At 46.0% G+C, this 18,252-nt stretch carries 15 protein-coding genes; 6 read left to right on the top strand and 9 right to left on the bottom strand.

Translation table 11 applies throughout. The annotated features are described in order from the left end of the window. Positions 1–297 precede the first annotated feature (297 nt). The 3 genes from RIC07_RS24650 to ggpS form a co-directional block, all read right to left on the bottom strand. The gene (locus RIC07_RS24650; RefSeq protein ID WP_446396807.1) at positions 298–1,326 is read right to left on the bottom strand and encodes an NAD(P)H-dependent glycerol-3-phosphate dehydrogenase; all 1,029 of its coding nucleotides are present in this window, start codon (positions 1,324–1,326) and stop codon (positions 298–300) included. A gap of 96 nt (positions 1,327–1,422) precedes the next feature. After that, on the bottom strand, positions 1,423–3,111 hold the full coding sequence (glpD, locus tag RIC07_RS24645; protein ID WP_446396806.1) for a glycerol-3-phosphate dehydrogenase: 1,689 nt from the start codon (positions 3,109–3,111) through the stop codon (positions 1,423–1,425). Positions 3,112–3,303: 192 nt separating this feature from the next. Next, the gene (gene ggpS / locus RIC07_RS24640) at positions 3,304–4,812 is read right to left on the bottom strand and encodes a glucosylglycerol-phosphate synthase (RefSeq protein WP_446396805.1); all 1,509 of its coding nucleotides are present in this window, start codon (positions 4,810–4,812) and stop codon (positions 3,304–3,306) included. Between the two features lie 360 nt (positions 4,813–5,172). On the opposite strand from ggpS, the gene RIC07_RS24635 reads away from it, so the two are divergent. Beyond that, a complete protein-coding gene (locus RIC07_RS24635; RefSeq protein WP_446396804.1) occupies positions 5,173–5,445 on the top strand; it encodes a hypothetical protein in 273 nt (90 codons plus the stop codon). A 477-nt stretch (positions 5,446–5,922) separates the two neighbouring features. On the opposite strand, the gene RIC07_RS24630 is transcribed toward RIC07_RS24635, so the two are convergent. The 4 genes from RIC07_RS24630 to RIC07_RS24615 all read right to left on the bottom strand — a co-directional run bounded on the left by RIC07_RS24630 (position 5,923) and on the right by RIC07_RS24615 (position 7,870). Then, on the bottom strand, positions 5,923–6,600 hold the full coding sequence (locus tag RIC07_RS24630; RefSeq protein WP_446396803.1) for a response regulator: 678 nt from the start codon (positions 6,598–6,600) through the stop codon (positions 5,923–5,925). An 85-nt stretch (positions 6,601–6,685) separates the two neighbouring features. Next, on the bottom strand, positions 6,686–7,030 hold the full coding sequence (locus tag RIC07_RS24625) for a HepT-like ribonuclease domain-containing protein (protein WP_446396802.1): 345 nt from the start codon (positions 7,028–7,030) through the stop codon (positions 6,686–6,688). Continuing rightward, complete coding sequence (locus tag RIC07_RS24620; protein WP_446396801.1) at positions 7,023–7,322, bottom strand: nucleotidyltransferase family protein; 300 nt, start codon at positions 7,320–7,322, stop codon at positions 7,023–7,025. The genes RIC07_RS24625 and RIC07_RS24620 overlap by 8 nt, the downstream gene beginning before the upstream one ends. A 44-nt stretch (positions 7,323–7,366) precedes the next feature. Continuing rightward, positions 7,367–7,870 (bottom strand): hypothetical protein, encoded by a 504-nt coding sequence (locus tag RIC07_RS24615; protein ID WP_446396800.1) that lies wholly within the window; start codon positions 7,868–7,870, stop codon positions 7,367–7,369. Positions 7,871–8,188: 318 nt separating this feature from the next. Here RIC07_RS24615 and RIC07_RS24610 point away from each other — a divergent pair, with 318 nt between their 5' ends. The 5 genes from RIC07_RS24610 (at position 8,189) to RIC07_RS24590 (ending at position 11,734) form a co-directional block, all read left to right on the top strand. Continuing rightward, positions 8,189–8,539 carry a hypothetical protein gene (locus RIC07_RS24610; protein WP_044206195.1) on the top strand — a complete coding sequence of 117 codons (351 nt, stop codon included), beginning with the start codon at positions 8,189–8,191 and terminating at the stop codon, positions 8,537–8,539. An 85-nt stretch (positions 8,540–8,624) separates the two neighbouring features. Then, a complete protein-coding gene (ycf46, locus tag RIC07_RS24605) occupies positions 8,625–10,136 on the top strand; it encodes a stress-responsive protein Ycf46 (protein WP_446396799.1) in 1,512 nt (503 codons plus the stop codon). 144 nt (positions 10,137–10,280) lie between these two features. Further along, a complete protein-coding gene (locus RIC07_RS24600) occupies positions 10,281–10,634 on the top strand; it encodes a DUF1257 domain-containing protein (protein ID WP_006100016.1) in 354 nt (117 codons plus the stop codon). Positions 10,635–10,870: 236 nt separating this feature from the next. Continuing rightward, on the top strand, positions 10,871–11,170 hold the full coding sequence (locus RIC07_RS24595) for a putative quinol monooxygenase (RefSeq protein WP_446396798.1): 300 nt from the start codon (positions 10,871–10,873) through the stop codon (positions 11,168–11,170). A 105-nt stretch (positions 11,171–11,275) separates the two neighbouring features. After that, positions 11,276–11,734, top strand: coding sequence for a GUN4 domain-containing protein (locus RIC07_RS24590; RefSeq protein WP_446396797.1), 459 nt, complete (start codon positions 11,276–11,278; stop codon positions 11,732–11,734). Positions 11,735–11,794: 60 nt separating this feature from the next. Here RIC07_RS24590 and RIC07_RS24585 read toward each other — a convergent pair whose 3' ends face one another. Continuing rightward, positions 11,795–12,391, bottom strand: a complete 597-nt coding sequence (locus RIC07_RS24585; RefSeq protein WP_446396796.1) for a Uma2 family endonuclease — start codon at positions 12,389–12,391, stop codon at positions 11,795–11,797. 155 nt (positions 12,392–12,546) lie between these two features. Further along, positions 12,547–16,983 (bottom strand): response regulator, encoded by a 4,437-nt coding sequence (locus tag RIC07_RS24580; protein WP_446396795.1) that lies wholly within the window; start codon positions 16,981–16,983, stop codon positions 12,547–12,549. Positions 16,984–18,252: the final 1,269 nt, after the last annotated feature.

The following is an 18,252-nucleotide window of genomic DNA, read 5'->3' as shown; positions in this document are numbered from 1 at the left end:
AGGGGAGGGTTGAAGCTTTATGACTATCGTGAGGACTTGTTTCATGGCTACCATTGTACCACCCGGGAAATAACTGGAAATACTTCGGGCGTTTAGCCGAAGTATTTCCCGCTCTCCCCCTACGGCTTACCTCCACTTCGTTCCGGTTGAAGCCGTAGCCCCTCGCGATTTAGGTGGGGATTCTTATGCTAGGCTTCAATCTGTGAAATCTGTGTGATCACCAATATGAAGCAGGACGTAAGCAGCAAGCCTAGATATAAGCCTTTCTGCCTAGACTTGCTGATGTTTTGTAACGGTTTAGAACAAATCGCCAAATTCTGCCTTCAAATCCCGCTCCATCAATGCTTCTACAGCCTCTTGGGGCGTAATTTTATGGTTGAGTAGGCGATAAACTTGCCGACAGATGGGAATGGGGATCTGTTCGCGATTGGCAATTTTAACCAATACATTGGCTGTGTTTACCCCTTCCGCCGTACTTTGTAATTCTTCGAGAATTTGCTCTAATTTTTTCCCTTGGGCTAAACCGTAACCGACGCGATAATTACGGCTGAGTATACTACTACAAGTGGCTAGCATGTCGCCCAAACCTGATAATCCGAAGAAGGTTTCCGTTTGTCCGCCTAAATGTGTCCCCACCCGAAGGATTTCAGTTAACGCACGGGTAATCAGGGCAGATTTGGCATTAGTACCCAATTTTAGACCATCACAAACCCCAACCGCGATCGCAATCACGTTTTTCAGCGTTCCTCCCAGTTCGGTGCCAAGGGGATCTGGACTGGTGTACACTCGGAAGAGACTGGAGGAAAATACCGTTTGCACTTCCTCCGCTGCTGCCATATCTGTACTCGACACCACTGTGGCGGCGGGGAGTTCTTGCTCAATTTCTTTGGATAGATTGGGACCCGAAAGTACCACAATCGGATGGTTGGGAAAGTCGGCTTCCCAGATTTGAGAAGGGGTACGAGTTGTCTCTGGGTCTAATCCCTTGGTGGCGGTAATAATTGTCACATAATCCGGCAACCCAATCTCTTGAATCTTAGCCGCCGTCGTCGCCACCCCTTTCATCGGAATCGCGGAGACTAGCATATCAATGTCCGCTAATACCTCTTCTAGGGATTCCTCGCTGCTGCGAGACCACAGTCGAACTTGATGATTCTTATGTCTGGCAATTGTTGCCAACGCTTTACCCCAAGCACCAGCGCCGAGAATGGCGAGGGTGGCTTCTGGCGCAGGTCTCCGGTGGGAGTGTGCATGAGCCTGAGTCGTTTCTGGGTTCTGATCAGCTTGAGATGAGCTGGATTGAGAATTTGAGAGGTTGCTCACCATAAATAGTATGTGTTGAACTCAATAATTTTTGGGTCAAGTTAAGGGTTAAAGGCAAAAGAAAAAATATAATGAGTTCTTTTGCCTTTGCTGATGTGATTAACTCACTGGTTGTGTTTCTTTCTGAGTCGCCATCACGTAATCTGGAATACAATTGGCTTCCATGAAAGCGCGATAGTCCTCAACTTGGCGATCGCACTCCGCCGAACTCCACCCGCCATATCGAGACAGGGTGTCCGTCAAAACGGGCAGAATATCAAAGCCATAGTTGGTATGCATGGCTAGGCTAGTCCGGCGACGGGCAATATCTACCAACGTCCGCGCAAATTCCGACTGCACCGCATAGATAATCTGGGCTTTAATATCGGGCAATTTGGGGGTAATCGCTTGTGCCAATTCCGGTTCTTCGTCGGTTAAGGCTAAAATATCCAACGCCTTAGCACCATAGATGTCAAACAGGTGATGGATTGTCGCCAAGGGTAATGTGGTGCGATAGTCTTGCAGCGCTTTTTCTAGACGCGGATCACTGGGTAAAATGGCTCCCGGCAAGGGTTTCTCGTAGGTGGGACAAGGGGGGGCGGAGCGTCCAAACTTGCGATAGACTTTATTCACCATTTCCTCACCCACTTGGCGATAGGTGGTGATTTTGCCGCCAATTAGAGAAATCAGATTACTCACACCCTCTGGGGTATGGTCATAGAGAATATGGCTGCGGGTGACACTTCCCGGTTTCTTCCCCTCTGCATTGGGTAAAGGACGCACCCCAGCATAAGTAAACTTCACATCTTGGCGGGACAATTGGGCAGTGGGCAGAATTCGATTAGTTTCGGTGAGTAAATAATCAATTTCCTCGTTGTCTGCCTTAATTGAGTCAAGAGCACCTTGATGTCGCAAATCAGTCGTGCCAATCAGATACATACCCAACCACGGCACAATAAAAAACGGACGACCATCCGTTTTGGCTTCTACATACAAGGTTGTTTCCGGTGCGCCAGGGAAGGGAGGGACAATGATGTGACTTCCCTTCGTCGGACCAAGTTTTTTCTTCTCACCGATGGGCGCTGATTGTCCATTTTTCACCCCAGACTGACAAACCTTATCCACCCAGGGACCGGCTGTATTTACAAATACGGCGCGATCGCTCCCTTTGACGGTGAATTCTTCGCCAGTTAAGGCATCTTTGCAAGTAATGCTGGTGATGCGACCCTCTTGGCGCTGTAACTGGGTAACTTCTGCATAGTTGAGAACCGTTGCTCCCGCTTGTTCAGCACAGATAATATTCTCTAATGCCAAACGCTCCGCATACGCCACCTGACCGTCATAATATTGCGCTCCACCGACTAAACCATCGGGATCGATATGGCGAAATAGCTGCTTAAACTTCTTTTTGGGCAGCATCCGGTGGGGTAGCAGCGTTTTCTCGAAGCTCAAGATATCATAGAGCAGCATCCCGGCTTGAATTTTCCAATAGGGACGAGAGCGATCGCTGTAGATCGGAATCGTCAGCATTAGGGGCTTGACTAAGTGGGGGGCTGTATGCAGGAGGATTTCTCGCTCCCGTAACGATTCCCGCACTAGGGCAAATTCAAAATATTCTAAGTAGCGCAAGCCACCGTGAACTAATCGCGTTGACCAACTGGTTGTACCGCCGCAGAAGTCAGCCTTCTCCAGCAAAATCGTTTTAAGACCTCGCAGAGCCGCGTCTCTGACGACGCCAGCACCGTTAATGCCACCTCCAATGACAATTAAATCGTAGGTTTGGCTCTGGATGGTTTGAAAATCACGCATGATCCAGTTTGAGTAACATCTAACTTCCACAGTAGTCGCGACGGCGGCAAATTAGTAATCAAGAGGGGAGATAAGGGCGACAAGGAGACAAGAGAAGGGAGACAAGGAGGACAAGAACGTTAATTCAAACACTCAACACTTTCTCCCGCTCTCCTGCACCCAGACGTGCCGTTGCACGTCTGGAACATCAGCTTAAACAGCTACTGCTTCCTGTTGCTTCGCTGTCTGATGTTTGGTTTTCTCAAACATTTCAAACAAGTGATCTGCCCAGCACTGAATATCGTATTTGGTTACGATGTCATACATTTTCGCCATCCGTTCCTTTTGCTCCTCAGGAGACATAGCCAGCGCTTGCTCAATCGATTCATCCATGCGATCGATGGAGTAAGGGTTGGTCAAAATGGCATCCGGGAGTTCGACGGCTGCACCGACAAATTCGGAGAGGACTAATACGCCTTCTTTTTTCTCGTGAGTGATGATATATTCCTTCGCTACTAGGTTTAAACCATCTCTCAAGGGCGTTGTCCAACAGATATCTGCGGCTTTGTAGTAACAGAGCAGATCCGGTAAGGGAACGGGTTGGGTATAGAGCATAATCGGTAGCCAGTCTAAGTTCCCATACCGCCCGTTAATTTTTCCAGCTAACTGCTCAATCTGGGTTTGGGCAGTTTTGTAGACGCGCATTCCAGACGCCGACGCCACACAGGTGACCAGCATATTAATTTTGCCATGCAAGTCGGGACGACGCGCTAACAGGCGTCCATAAGCTTCTAGCTTCTCACGAGTGCCTTTCACATAGTCCACTCGTCCGGCTGAGATAATTAACTTGCGATCGCCCAAGCTTTCCTTAATTTCCTCAAACCGTTTTTGAGTTTCTGGCTTATGCAGGATAGAGAGAATTTGTTGGGGATTGGCTCCAACCGGGAAGGGATCGATGTTAACTAACTGATCCTTGTATCGTAGCTGGGTGGTCATTTCTGGCTCAGCCAATGCGATTCCCGTTGGGGTAATATGCTCAGGTACGGGTTCTTTCTTGACAATTTCCACCGGGCGTAGGCTGCGAGCCACATTGACGAAATTCTCTGAATAGCGCGGAATATGGAAGCCGACGATATCGCAGCAGAGTAAACTATCGGTAATTTCTTCCCGCCAAGGTAAGATATTGAAAATATCCACAGAGGGGAAGGGAGTGTGATGGAAGAAAGCAATCCGAGCATTCGGCTTTAGCTGCCGGATGTAGTAGGGCACTAACCATAGATTGTAGTCATGCACCCAAATTAGAGCATCATCTGCCGCTTCGTCACAGGCGGCTTCTGCAAACAGGCGGTTAATCGTGTGAAAGTTTTCCCAATCTGAGGTTTCGTAAGTGAAGTGATAGGGAAATGAATGCAGAATGGGCCAAAATGCTTCTTTCGAGGTGATGTGATAGAAATGCTTGACCTGATCGGCGGAGAGGGGAATTCGGCGAACGTTGTAGTTTGCTTCACCTTCCACAACAATCCGCTGTTCAAAGTTAGCTTTCTGCTTAGCATTCACCTGTTTCCAAGCAATCCAGGTGCCTTGATTGACGCCGGCAAAGAAGCTTTTTAGGGTTGGTACAATCCCATTAGGGCTTTTCTTTGCCCGATAATGCACTTTGCCATTTTCCACGACCTCATCATAAGGTTCGCGGTGATAAAGGATAACGAGTGATGATTTCATGCAACTACCTCCAGGTGTTTACCATTAAAATTGGTACAATTCCCGATCCCAATGCAACTTGGATGGGAAAATAATTTGATAGCTTCGATGGATTTAGGGTTGTCGAGTGTCCACAGTTATGATTTTCCCTTTTGACTTCCTACTTACTTTAATGAGTATCTACTCAAAAATGACTCAATCGTTGCCTGGAAAACCCAGTCAGTCAATATTTTCCTGATGGGAAGTCAAGATTGAACGCATTATATCAAGTCCGGTGAATTGCCCATAATAACAATGCTTTAACCGCAAGGGTTTCGGGCTTTTTTATTAAGGGTGATGGGTCCGGACATCATATTACCCGTGTTACTTATATTACCAACAATGATGTTTTTGAAGGTTGCAATAGATAAGGTCAGGGTTGTAATATCTGAGCGCTGTAGCATTGCCGATATTGGTTTAACCCAGGCTGTTGCTGATCGCAATCCCCTAAAATCCACCGATTTAGAGCGATGGCAACTCGTTGAAACAGATTGGAAGTCATTATTAGATCGAAAATACTCTCAACAGTCTAGTTTTGATGACAAAACCGCCAATATACCGATTAAATTGGCTGTGCCATCAAATCCTAGAGGAATTGTGTTCAACCTCGATTAGTATTTGCCGTACTCAGTACTCTGCCCATAGGACTAACGCCATAGCAGGTTGGCAAGAGTTTACTTGAGCCAAAGCTAACAACAAAACTGGGATACCTCAGAATTCAACAATAGTCTGACATCCAGTGGACAAGGATTCATCCCTTACACTCTGGTTATGGATGATATCTGCCACCGGCAGGTTTCCTTATCGAGCAGCTATCTGTAGCTACTATACTATAAAAGTATAAAAAAGTGTAAATTTTAGTAAAATTTAGCAGAATACTTCGTCCCACATTGTTAGCGATGCAGGGAGATAGGGAAGATGAGGTAGATGGGGAAGATGAGATAGATGGGGAAGATGAGGTAGATGGGGAGGTAGATGGGGAAGCAAATGACGAATGACAAATGACAAATGACAAATGACGAATGACGAATGACAAATGACAAATGACAAATGACAAATGACGAATGACAAATGACAAATGACAAATGACAATTAAACTATCCCCGATCGCAACGCCACCACCGCCGCTTGTACCCGGTCATCTACCGAAAGTTTGTTCATGATCCCGCGCACATGGGTTTTAACGGTATTGGCGCTGAGGTAGAGTTTAGCGGCAATCTCTGGATTACTATTGCCTTCTACGATCAGTTTTAAGACTTCTAGCTCCCGTTGTGACAAATTGGAAACATTGCCTGTGGGAGAAGGGGGAGACAGATGCTTGAGAACTTGACGACCAATTTGAGGATCGAGGTACGTTGCACCTTCAGCCGCCGCTGCGATCGCCTGGAGTAATCGTTCTACACTTGATCCTTTAATACAGTAGGCATCAGCACCGCTAGAGAGTGAGGCAATAATTTCGCGATCGGTGGTATGAGAGGTTAGGATGACCACTCTCACCTCAGGGAGTTGGGCTTTAATTTGCTGAGTAGCAGCAATCCCATCTAAACGGGGCAAACCAATATCCATGACCACGATATCAGGTTTGAGTTGTTTGGTTATTTCAATGCCCATGTAGCCATCTTCAGCTTGTCCCACCAGTTCAAGCTGGGGGTTTGTGGATAAAGATTGTTCTAAGCCAAGCTGCATCATGGGATCATCTTCCACAATCACAACTCGCAGGGGTGTGGAATTGGTTGGGGAATTCGTCGGGGAGGGAAGTTCTGAGGACATGAGTCGTACCAAAGCAGAGCGATCGCACTTTTGTATTGTACAAAGATTGTGTTCCTTGAGAGGGATAGCCGGATAGAATCAATTGTCAAGTCTCATGTTCCAGTTCCTGTAAAACTAGCAAAATCTTGCCTTTGAGTTCCGGCAAATCTCGTTCAACAACATTCCAAACTTCATTTAAGTCTAAACCCATATAGTCATGAATAAGTACATCCCGAAATCCAGCCATTTGACGCCAAGGAATCTGTGGATGACTTTGCCTTAACTCTGAGGAAATTCGTTTAACCGCCTCTCCAATCACCTCAAAACTGCGAATCACGCCATCTTGAATCAAAAGTGATGCCAAAAATGTCTCTCTTCCATCTTGAGTGTAAGCCTCAATCCGTTCAATGCGCTCCAAAATATCTCCCAAATATACCCCATCATCACTCATAATGTAATGAAACTGCCTCATTCAGGATGCGATCGCGCCAAACCTCCCGCAATCCCTTAACCGTGGCTACATCAACCTTTTTACCCAAGAGATCTTCTAAATCTTGAATCAATGCGATTCGATCCAAAAGACTGCGATCGGATTCCATTTCTACCAGCAAATCGATATCACTATCAGGTTTAGCCTCACCCCGCGCTACCGAACCAAAGAGTCTCACATTTGATGCACCGTGTAAGGCGGCAATTCGGAGAATATCTTCTCGCTTTTCTTGAATTAAATCCACAATCATCATAAATTCAATTATGCTGCTCTATTGATATAGGATGCCCATTGAGCCTATCCGTTCTCATCGGGTAGTGGCAAACGATACTGACGAGCAATGTAATAGAAAAAGCGATAGTAATCAGCAAATTGTTCGCTCTCACAGCGTCCCTGCCAGTTGTAGCTTACATTTTCCTGGGTCAGGGTTAGGGTCATCACACTGATATCAGAGTCAACGTCTACCTGAAGTTTACCCGTTTCACCTTGTTCAGTGAAGAAATTTTGAGGTTGAGATGGATTGAGTGGTTGGGATGTACTTTCAGGGGGCGGGGTTCCGAGTTGGGCAAATTCTGCCCATCCCCTAATCTCACAGTTGGTATTCTCAGGATCACGAAAGGCTCGACCATCAAGATTGTCGGGTATGGGAAAGGGTATCCAATTGTTGGGATAGAGGAACTCAAAGTTAAAGCGGGGGTTGCGGTAGGTGTTCCAGCTTTCTGGCAAATCCACATTAGTACCCTGGCAGCTTAAGAGCAAAACAGCCAGTGGCGCGATTCGAGCAATGAATTTCCAGGTCATTTGTTTTTAGTCATTCGTCCTTTTTCATTTGTCCTTTGTTCATGCATGGTTCATTGTTGATTGTTCATCCTCTTCCCCAGTTCCCAGACGTAGCATGCTACATCTCTACATTGCTCCCCCCGCTCCCCCCGCTTCCCCCGCTCCCCCAGCTCCCCCAGCTCCCCCCACACCCTGGATTTATCCGCCTGATCGGGCATCAGAACCGGATAATGTAAAGAAATATTACAAAATTGCCGTCATGCTGGCTTAAGGTATTGACAGCCAGTGAAAATGCGGATAATCTGACATACATACCCGGGTAAAACGATTGAAAATAATATGCAAGACAAGCAAAAAGTTACGTTGTATCTCCCACCAGGACTTCATCGCCAGCTCAAAATCCGAGCAGCCGTTGACTCAGACTCAATGTCGGCGATGGTCGAGAGAGCAATCGTATTCTATCTACACCACCCGGAAGTGGTAGACGAGGTAGAAGCATCCTACGGGAATACTCATCGGGTATACAATTGCCCGGAATGTTCTAGCTCAGTTGTTATTCAAGATGGAGATATGGTTGCCCTAAAAAATCAGCCCAGCCTTCTGGATGATGAACTGCCTGTCGAGAAAGTGCGAGAAGAAGTTAAATCCCGTACCGATTCTCAGGGCGAAGAGGAACTTGTTCCTTGTTGATAGTGTTACAAAAACAGCTAACTGCGAGAGTTCTATTAATGATGTTTGGGCAGTGGTTGTGCCGTCTCTAAGTAGGTCGATAGTCATGCAAGAAGAGATAAGTATTCTCATTCAAGCTCAATACCCTCTAATCTACCTGGTGACGTCAGAGGAAGAGCGGACAGAACGGGCAATAGCCATGATTGCTCAAAATAAGAATCAGCAACGGCGCGTATTCGTGTGGACTGTCACCCATGGGATTGTGGAGTATGGTCAATCACGCCACATCACCCAGCACAATACAGTCTCTCCAGAAGCAGCTGTTCAATGGGTTATTCAACAAAAAGAACCTGGTATCTATATATTTAAGGATCTACATCCATTTATTGATTCTCCAGCAACAACCCGATGGCTGCGGGATGCGATCGCGAGCTTCAAGGCGGCTCAGAAGACGATTGTACTCATGTCTCCCATGCAGCAGGTGCCGATCGAGTTAGAGAAGGAAGTGGTGGTTATCGACTACCCCTTACCGGATTTAACCGAACTCAACCAAGTGCTGTCTCAGCAATTGGAAAAAACCAAAGGGCGTCGCACTACCACGGAAACGCGGGAGAAACTCCTGAAAGCCGCATTGGGTTTGACGCGAGACGAAGCGGAGAAAGTGTATCGCAAAGCCCAAGTCAAAGCTGGGCGTCTCACGGAAGCGGAAGTCGATATTGTGCTTTCTGAGAAAAAACAGCTCATTCGTCGCAATGGTATTTTAGAGTATATTGAAGAGGATGAAACCATTGATTCTATTGGTGGTTTAGAAGAGCTGAAGCGATGGCTGAAACAGCGATCGGGCGCTTTCACTGAACGGGCAAGAGAGTATGGTTTACCCCAACCCAAAGGGATGCTGATTTTGGGAGTACCTGGCTGCGGAAAATCTCTCATTGCCAAAACAACCTCTCGCCTTTGGGGACTACCGCTATTGCGGTTAGATATGGGTCGGGTGTATGATGGTTCTATGGTTGGTCGCTCAGAAGCCAACTTGAGAAATGCCCTAAAAACAGCAGAATCGATTTCACCCGCCATCCTTTTCATTGATGAGCTGGACAAGTCTTTTGCGGGAAGCAGCGGCTCGGCTGACTCCGATGGTGGCACCTCTAGCCGCATCTTTGGTTCCTTCCTAACCTGGATGCAAGAGAAAACATCGCCTGTCTTTGTCATGGCGACTGCAAACCGAGTGGAACGGCTACCGGGAGAGTTTCTCCGCAAAGGTCGATTTGACGAAATATTCTTTGTTGACTTACCGAATAAAGAAGAGCGTCAGCAAATATTTAAGATTCATCTGAGTAAGCGGCGTCGAGAGATAGAGCGCTTTGATATCGAACAGTTGGCGACAATTTGTGACGGTTTTTCCGGTGCAGAAATTGAGCAAGCCCTCATCGCTGCAATGTACGAGGCGTTTGCCCAAGACCGGGAATTCACCCAACTGGATATCATAGCGGCGATTAAAGCCACGCTGCCGCTTTCTCGGACAATGACTGAGCAGGTCACAGCCCTGAGGGACTGGGCAAGACAGAGAGCTAGACCTGCTGCAGCCTCCGTTGCTGAATATCAGCGAATGGAGTTCTAAAAGGCTTTCTCCTGCTCCCAACAGGAGGAAAGGCTAGCAAAACTTTGCTAGCAGTTTCAAAAGACGCCGCAATTTAACCGCGGCAGACCCAAGAAAAAAGCTACGTTGTCGTTTGTTTTCTATCTCTACTGGAGGAAATCTAAAATGTCTCACTTTAGCACTCTGCGTACCAAGATCACCGATGCCGAAATCTTAAAGGCTTCTTTGAGCGATCTAGGTATTTCCGTTAAAACGGAAGCTGATGTGCGCGGCTACAACGGTCAACGTGTTCGTTCGGACATCGTTGCTGTTCTTGAAGGCGAGTATGACCTCGGTTGGTCTCGCAATGGCGATGGTTCCTTTGACCTGATCGCTGACCTGTGGGGTGTTGCTAAAAAGCACAACCAAACCGAACTGATCAACTCGATCAACCAGAAGTATGCCGTTAACAAGACCTTAGCAGAGGTCAAGCAACGTGGCTTACAAAATGCCAACGTTAAACTGGTGGTACAAAAATAGTCCATCAAGGCGTTCCCAAGCTTACGGGTTAACCAATTTATTTGGGGTTGACCCGTTTTTTCAAAAGGTTATAGAACAAATGTTCTAGTCTTTTCCATAACATAATAACGGCGGGAAAACCTCTCATCCAGGGAGTTTCTCCGCCGTATTTTTGTATGGGCTTGGTTTTTGCGATCGCGTTCCGAACTGCGGTAGCCTTTTATTGGTGAGGAGATGTACGCAGAGGATTGATTATCATGGTAAACTCAGCAATCCGAGTATTAGCTCGTGTCGTCGCGCATCCGGGGAAGGAAGACAAACTCAAAGCACTGTTGTTAGAAATTGTTGAGGCGACGCGCAAGGAACCCGGTTGTATCACTTACGAGTTATTACAAAGTCCAGCAATCCCCACGGAGTTTGCCTCTGTCGCAGAATGGGAAAGTGAGCAAGCGTGGAGGCTACATTTGGACTCGGCTCACATTCAGCAAGCGTTTTTAGAAGGGGAAGAGTTGTTCGCTTCACCGCCAGATATTCGTCATTATGTCTTGTTAGCTTAATCGTTCTGATTCGGGTAGGGAATGATTGATTAAGTTATACAGTAGAAAAAAACTGGGTGATCAGGATACCAAATCTCTACTGTATATTGATTGACAAAAAAGCGTATGTTTGAAGATAATTTCAGATCTTCTGAAGAGGCAAAGTATAGTAAACTTGACGAACTGTTAGCAGCAGGGCAGTGGCGAGAAGCAGACCAGGAAACGTTTACGATTATCTTGGAAATTACGGGTGCGGATAAACGCGGCTATTTAACGAATCAAGATATTCAGCAATTTCCTTGTCAGGAACTTGGGGTGATTGATCAACTTTGGGCTAAATATAGCAGTGGTCAATTTGGTTTCAGTGTTCAGCAGCGGATTTATGAGCAATCAGGAAAGGATTTGATGGCATTTGCTGATCGGATTGGCTGGCGGGTGTCTAATCGGTGGCAAAGTTACAATGAGCTGATATTTAATCAGAATGCACCGATAGGACATCTTCCTGGCGGTGGAATCGTGGGATGGTTGGCGTGGGGAGACCTTCGGGATGATTTGTTTGCTCGTGTTAATGCGTGCAATCTCTAGAACAAAAAGCCATCGTATCTATACAATTATCAGATCAAATACAGAGTGCGATCGCCCTCCTTAAAAATTAATGCGACGATAGATTTCAGACAGGGGAACTTCTATGTTTAAACTGTGCAGAGCGATCGCCTGCTCAAGGTTAGAGTATACTTGCCATAGCCAGCGATCATTACTGCTTTGCTCAAGATTATGATACTGCTCAATGTAGGGTTCACTTTGGCTCACCAGCAGATATTCCCGAAAGCTAGCAATAGAGCGATATTTTCTGAACTTTTCACCTCGATCATAGGCTTCCGTAGAAGGTGATAGAACTTCAACAATCAGTAAAGGATTGAGAATTTCATCATTGCGCTCACCATTGAACTCTGGGAAACCATTAACCACCATCAAATCCGTATAAGTCCCACACTGATATTCAGGAATCCAAACACGCAAATCGCTGTTATACAAACGAAAATCCGTGTCTCTCAGCAAAAACCCCAAGTAAATTAATAAATTGCTAGCAATCGCACTATGGGCTTCAGAACCTCCCGACATTGTAATAATCTCTCCGTTGCGGTATTCATGGCGTTCTGGGTGGGTTTCTTCCATCGCCCGATACTCGTCTAACGTGAGGCGAGTTATTCCTACAGGGGAACTGGTTTGAGCAAAGACCACAATTAGACCTCTTGAATCATTACCTCTAATCTAAAACAATTCAATGACGTGCGCCCAACATCGCCAGATGCTAAATTGGGATGCATCCAGATTAGAAGTGCGATCGCCTTACCCATTCACAGCAATGTAAAACTTTTCCTCTCCAAGGGAAGATATCAAACCGCCGCTGCTTTCTTCGCCACCGATACCTTAACCTGCGCCATAATTGCCTCCATCTGACTCACTAATTTATTCGCCTCTTCTAGGTTTTCCTGGTGGGCGCGATCATTGAGTTGACATGCTAAATCTGACATCGATTCCACCGCCACAGACGCACTAGAACCCTTGAGTTGATGCGCTTTGTTTGCCAAAATTACCCAGTCTTTATCCGCCAAGGCTTGCTGGACTTGGGTGAGAAACGTTGACCCATCATTAATAAATCCTTTGACTAATTCCAACTGAAACTCTGGATCACCGCCAGAAATCTCTGACAAGGCACTCCAATCCACGGGATCTGTAGTCGCTTCCACCCTATCGTGGCTGTCCATCTGTTTGCTGGATTTTGCCTTATTTTCCTTGACCACCAACGACCATCGCTGTAACATGACTTTCAGTTCTTTCACCATTACTGGTTTACTGAGATAGTCATCCATTCCCGCCGCGATACATTTATCGCGATCGCCTGGCATCGCATAAGCGGTCATACCAATTACAATCGTATGGTGGTCTTTACCTTCTCGTTGCCGTAAAGTTTGCGTGGCTTGATAGCCATCCATCACCGGCATTTGACAATCCATTAACACAATGTCATAGTCATTCTCTGCCAATTTTTCCAGGGCTTTTTCACCATTTTCCGCAGAATCCCACTGATGACCCAGGAGGCGGACTTGATGCTGGACTAATTTCAGGTTAATTGGCGTATCTTCCACTAACAAAAGAGTTAGCGACTGCTGTGGTTCTGTTTCCGCTTTCAATTTCGATGTCTTTGCTGCTAACTCAGCAACCTCTTGTTGAAAATCCCATCCTTTGTTGGGGAGTTCCTCTTTCAGCGAGGTGGTATTTAGGTCGATATGTCCTTTTAGTTGCTCAAGGAGTTTCTCTAACTCTCCAATTAGTTTAGCGCTACTCTCGGCATTTTTTGTTCTCGCCTCATGTCGCAGTTGTTCCGCCACATCGGGCATGGTTTGCACGGCGACTGAGGAACTGGCACCTTTGAGTTGGTGGGCTTTATTGGTAACCATAACCCAGTCTTTATTCGCTAATGCCTGTTTTGCTTGGTTAATAAAACTTGCACCCTCTTTGATAAAGCCTTGGACTAACTCTAGTTGAAATCCTGGATCACCTTCGGAGATTTCCTTGAGACGCTTCCAGTCCACAACATTAGAGAGTAGACTACTCGTGGATTGAGCCGGAGAGGGACGTTCGGGTTTGGGGGAGACGCCTTTGACCACGGATGACCATCGTTCTAATACGGGTGCTAAGTTTTTCACCATGACTGGCTTACTCAGATAGTCATCCATTCCTGCCGCTAGACATTTTTCGCGATCGCCTTGCATGGCGTAGGCGGTCATGCCAATTACAATGGTATGGCGGTCTGTTCCTTCTCGCTGGCGTAAGGTTCGGACTGCCTGGTAGCCATCCATGACGGGCATCTGACAATCCATTAACACGATGTCATAGTCATTTTTGGCGATTTTGTCAAGGGCTTCTTGACCATTTTCCGCTGACTCCGACTCATGACCCAATAGTTGCACCTGATGGCGTACCAGTTTCAGGTTAATTGGTGTATCTTCCACCAAAAGAATTTTTAGGCAAGTGGTTTGGGGTGCGGGTTGAGAGGGGTCAGGAATAGCCGATTGGGTACTGAACAGGGTGGCGGGAATCTCAGCCGCCAGAATTTTCTGTAACGATTCCAGCAATTGAGATTCTTTGACGGGTTTAACTAAATAATCGGCAAACCCGCTTTTCAGCAAGGGTTGGGCGGAATCCCCGGCGTGCATCGAGGTCATTAGGACTAACTTGGTTTTTGCCCAATCCGGTTCGGCGAGAATCAATCGCCCTAGGGTTGACCCATCGATTTTGGGCATTTTCATATCCAGTAGCGCCACATCATAGGGTTTACCCGCTTCGGCAGAGGCTTGCATGGCATTGAGGGCAATAATACCATTATCGGCTTCATCGACTTCCATGCCCCTGGCTTCTAACTGATACTTGACAATTTGGCGATTAATTGGGCGGTCATCGACGATTAATACCCGTTTTCCTTGCAGGGATTCCGGGGAGATGGGTAAATTACTAAAGATGCGATCGCTCTCATTCTCCTCAGTACCCACCGCTACTTTCCCAAAGGTAATTGTAAACCAGAACGTCGAACCCACACCCAGTTGACTCTCGACGCCAATCTCACCCCCCATCATTTCCACCAGTTGCTTACAGATGGCTAATCCTAAACCTGTTCCCCCATATTTGCGGGTGGTGGAAGAATCGACTTGGGAGAAGGCTTGGAAGAGTTTTCGTTGATCCTCTGGGTTAATTCCAATCCCTGTATCCCGCACCGCAAATCGCAGTTGAATCTTGTCCTGATCTGGCAATTCCTGATGCACCGACACCCGAATTACCACTTCGCCAGATTCGGTAAACTTAATCGAATTACTTACCAAATTTGCACAAATTTGGCGCAAACGACCCACATCTCCAATGAGTCGTCGCGGTACATCGGTATCCACTAACAAGGCTAATTCTAAATCCTTGGCTTCGGCTTGGGGAGAACACAAATCTAAGACATCTTCCAACGACCGATTAATGTTCAACTCATCAACATCGAGGCGCATTTCTCCGGCTTCGAGTTTGGAGAAGTCGAGAATATCATTAATTACACCGAGTAAATGTTCACCACTGACTTGCAAGGTTTTGACAAAATCCAGTTGACGGGGATTAAGATCTGTGGTTAACAGCAATTCACTCATTCCCAACACGCCATTCATCGGCGTGCGGATTTCATGGCTCATATTTGCTAAGAATTGAGCTTTTGCCCGGGCGGCTTCGACGGCGGCTTCCCGCGCTTCTACTAATTTATTTTCATACTCTTTTCGTTCAGTCACATCCCGATTCACCCCAATCGCGGCGATGGGTCTACCTAAGTCATCCCGCAACGGCACAACCACGGTTTCGCAAACCCCTTTATTGCCATCTTTTCGGATAAATTCAATCTCCCGCGTCCAGCGTCCTTCATGGAGTAAACTATCCAGCATTTGTTGCGTTAGGGCGGTGGCTTCATCGGGTTGATAAACCATGCCACAGGTTTGACCTAAGACTTCGGTTTTTTCATAGCCAAAAATTCGTTCTGCTGCTGGATTCCAGTCCAGGATATGACCCTTTAAATCGGTGACAATAACACCATCATAAATGGTTTCAAACATTAATGCTTGACGGCGCAATGCCTCATCTGCCCGCTTGCGAGCCGAAATGTCTTGGACTAAGCAAACAATTCCCTGAATCCTGTCGGCAGAATTCTTCATCACTGAGGCGGTAACAGATACGGGAACAGAAGTACCTGTTTTCGTAAAGAAGGTGGTTTCGTATCGACCTAGGAATCCACTTTGTTGCGAATCATTTGCCTGTAAATGAGCTAAAAAGTTATCTTCTTTAAAGAAACGCTCTAAGGGTTGGTCGCGCAGTTCTTTGGGAGAATAGCCGGATAAAAATAATGTGGCTTCATTAAAGCTTTCAACTCTAATATTTTTATTCAGGACAATGAGTCCATCACTCAACGAACTGATAATATTATCGAGATAGGATTTAGATACCGTCGTTTCTTGGAGCTGTTTACTCATCTGGTTAAAGGTATCGGCTAAGACACTTAGCTCGTCCTTGGTTTGCACCTCAACATAGGTATCGAAGTCCCCTTCACCAATTTTTGCGGCAGCTTCTTTGAGTTTAACAATCGGCTTGGTGACGCGATCGGCTAAAACGATACCGAAAATAATTGATACGGCGACAACTCCAGTAATTGCTGTGAGGTTAATAATCAGTGAGTAGGTTGAACTGCGATTTGCGGTTTGATTTTCTTCTTCTAGAGTATTTGTATGAAAGGTAATGGCTTGATCAACAACGGCTAAAAATTGGTCTTCCGCATTCTCTAATGCTTGCCGTTTTGCCAAGATATCAGTGCGTCGGAAATTGGTGTCATCTAAGGCTAAAATTTCCTGGCTGATTTCTGCCAATAGCAGCTTACTAACTTTCAATTCCCGATAAAAGCTTTGAGCTTGAGGGTTATTGGCAAAGGACTGAAATTCGGCTAAATACTGATCCAGAGCTGTAACCGATTGTTGGAAGTCAACTTTGGCTTGTTTTTCCGGTTCCTCGTCTTGAGATGTTGGCGAGGTGGTGGTCGATTTTCCTTCGATCACAGCATAACTATAGGCTTTATTGGTTAACCGTAAGGAGGCTGCCTTAATCTGATTTAATGCCACCAGTTGACGGGTAGTACCCTCGGTAATTCGATTAAAATTATCATCAACGTTTTTCTTCGTTTGAATTGTAATAATTCCCAAAACAGCGACCAGCGATGCCACCCCTAGAAAGCCTGAGATAAATTTGGTCTTCAGTTTCATAGCCGTCTCCTGTCACTATTTTATCCTTCGGATATTTATCAGAACATTCCGGATCATCAGGTGGCACAGTCTGACAAAATTTTGGCAGAAGATTAATGTCACCTGAATGGGACGTTCTCTTATACTGTAGCCGACACAGATGCAGACGAAAAGAGGAAAAGTTTTGAATAAAAATTAAGTAAAGGATTGGTGAATTTTTATTTGTGCCGATTAAAATTATTGTCTTTGGGTCGAGGCGGGTTTAGCGACAAGATTAGGGTAAGTAGTCGGACTTTCATTAAAGTTAACGGTTGAGATGAGGCAACAGGGAACAGAAAAAAGTAAAGATTTGAGGGATTGACAAATACCGTAGTTGTCTTGTATACTTACTTCATAATGGGAAAATGTGCCGACCTGTAGGGTCTAATTTCCGATTCTGATCTCATCAGGAATCAGGTTAATTGTCTGAACTTTTTTGAGCGAAAGTATTGTATTGGTGAAAATAAGCCTCAACCAACTCAAGAGACGGACGCGATCGCGCTTTTTATAAGCCGATTCGGGGAACGTAGAATTGAGGCGACAGCAAACTATACATATTGTCTCAAAAGCGGGTTTGGGAAAAGAATCCTATTGGAGGGATTGACAGAGGCGGTGGTTTTCCCTTAGGCTTACTTCATAATGGGAAAATGTGCCGACCTGTAGGGTCTAATTCCCGATTCTGATCTGATCAGGAATCAGGCTAATTGACCGAACTTTGAGCGAAAGTATTGTATTGGTGAAAATAAGCCTCAAACCACCAAAGAGACGGACGCGATCGCGCTTTTTATGAGCCGATTCGGGGAACGTAGAATTGAGGCGACAGCGCACTATATATATTGTCTCAAAAGCGGGTTGGGGAAAATAATTCTATTAGAGGGATTGACAGATGCGGTGGTTTTCCCTTAGGCTTATTTCATAATGGGAAAATGTGCCGACCTGTAGGGTCTAATTTACGATTCTGATCTCATCAGGAATTAGGCTAATTGACCGAACTTTGAGCGAAAGTATTGTATTGGTGAAAATAAGCCTCAACCAACTCAAGAGACGGACGCGATCGCACCTTTATTGAACCGATTCGGGGAACGTAGAATTGAGGCGACAGCAAACTATATATATTGTCTCAAAAGCGGGTTGGAGGAAAATAATCCTATTGGAGGGATTGACAGAGGCGGTGGTTTTCCCTTAGACTTATTTCATAATGGGAAAATGTGCCGACCTATAGGGTCTAATTTACGATTCTGATCTCATCAG

The organism is Coleofasciculus sp. E1-EBD-02 (genome assembly GCF_040218245.1).
In the GTDB taxonomy this organism is placed as follows: Bacteria; Cyanobacteriota; Cyanobacteriia; order Cyanobacteriales; family Coleofasciculaceae; genus Coleofasciculus.
The sequence above is the reverse complement of the archived record's forward strand: the minus strand, read 5'-3'. Positions and strand labels throughout refer to the sequence as shown.

Excerpts from the sequence above, each read along its gene's own strand:
- RIC07_RS24650 (WP_446396807.1), bottom strand. The coding sequence starts at position 1,326 with ATGGTGAGCAACCTCTCAAATTCTCAATCCAGCTCATCTCAAGCTGAT.
- glpD (WP_446396806.1), bottom strand. The coding sequence starts at position 3,111 with ATGCGTGATTTTCAAACCATCCAGAGCCAAACCTACGATTTAATTGTC.
- ggpS (WP_446396805.1), bottom strand. The coding sequence starts at position 4,812 with ATGAAATCATCACTCGTTATCCTTTATCACCGCGAACCTTATGATGAG.
- RIC07_RS24635 (WP_446396804.1), top strand. The coding sequence starts at position 5,173 with ATGATGTTTTTGAAGGTTGCAATAGATAAGGTCAGGGTTGTAATATCT.
- RIC07_RS24630 (WP_446396803.1), bottom strand. The coding sequence starts at position 6,600 with ATGTCCTCAGAACTTCCCTCCCCGACGAATTCCCCAACCAATTCCACA.
- RIC07_RS24625 (WP_446396802.1), bottom strand. The coding sequence starts at position 7,030 with ATGAGTGATGATGGGGTATATTTGGGAGATATTTTGGAGCGCATTGAA.
- RIC07_RS24620 (WP_446396801.1), bottom strand. The coding sequence starts at position 7,322 with ATGATGATTGTGGATTTAATTCAAGAAAAGCGAGAAGATATTCTCCGA.
- RIC07_RS24615 (WP_446396800.1), bottom strand. The coding sequence starts at position 7,870 with ATGACCTGGAAATTCATTGCTCGAATCGCGCCACTGGCTGTTTTGCTC.
- RIC07_RS24610 (WP_044206195.1), top strand. The coding sequence starts at position 8,189 with ATGCAAGACAAGCAAAAAGTTACGTTGTATCTCCCACCAGGACTTCAT.
- ycf46 (WP_446396799.1), top strand. The coding sequence starts at position 8,625 with ATGCAAGAAGAGATAAGTATTCTCATTCAAGCTCAATACCCTCTAATC.
- RIC07_RS24600 (WP_006100016.1), top strand. The coding sequence starts at position 10,281 with ATGTCTCACTTTAGCACTCTGCGTACCAAGATCACCGATGCCGAAATC.
- RIC07_RS24595 (WP_446396798.1), top strand. The coding sequence starts at position 10,871 with ATGGTAAACTCAGCAATCCGAGTATTAGCTCGTGTCGTCGCGCATCCG.
- RIC07_RS24590 (WP_446396797.1), top strand. The coding sequence starts at position 11,276 with ATGTTTGAAGATAATTTCAGATCTTCTGAAGAGGCAAAGTATAGTAAA.
- RIC07_RS24580 (WP_446396795.1), bottom strand. The coding sequence starts at position 16,983 with ATGAAACTGAAGACCAAATTTATCTCAGGCTTTCTAGGGGTGGCATCG.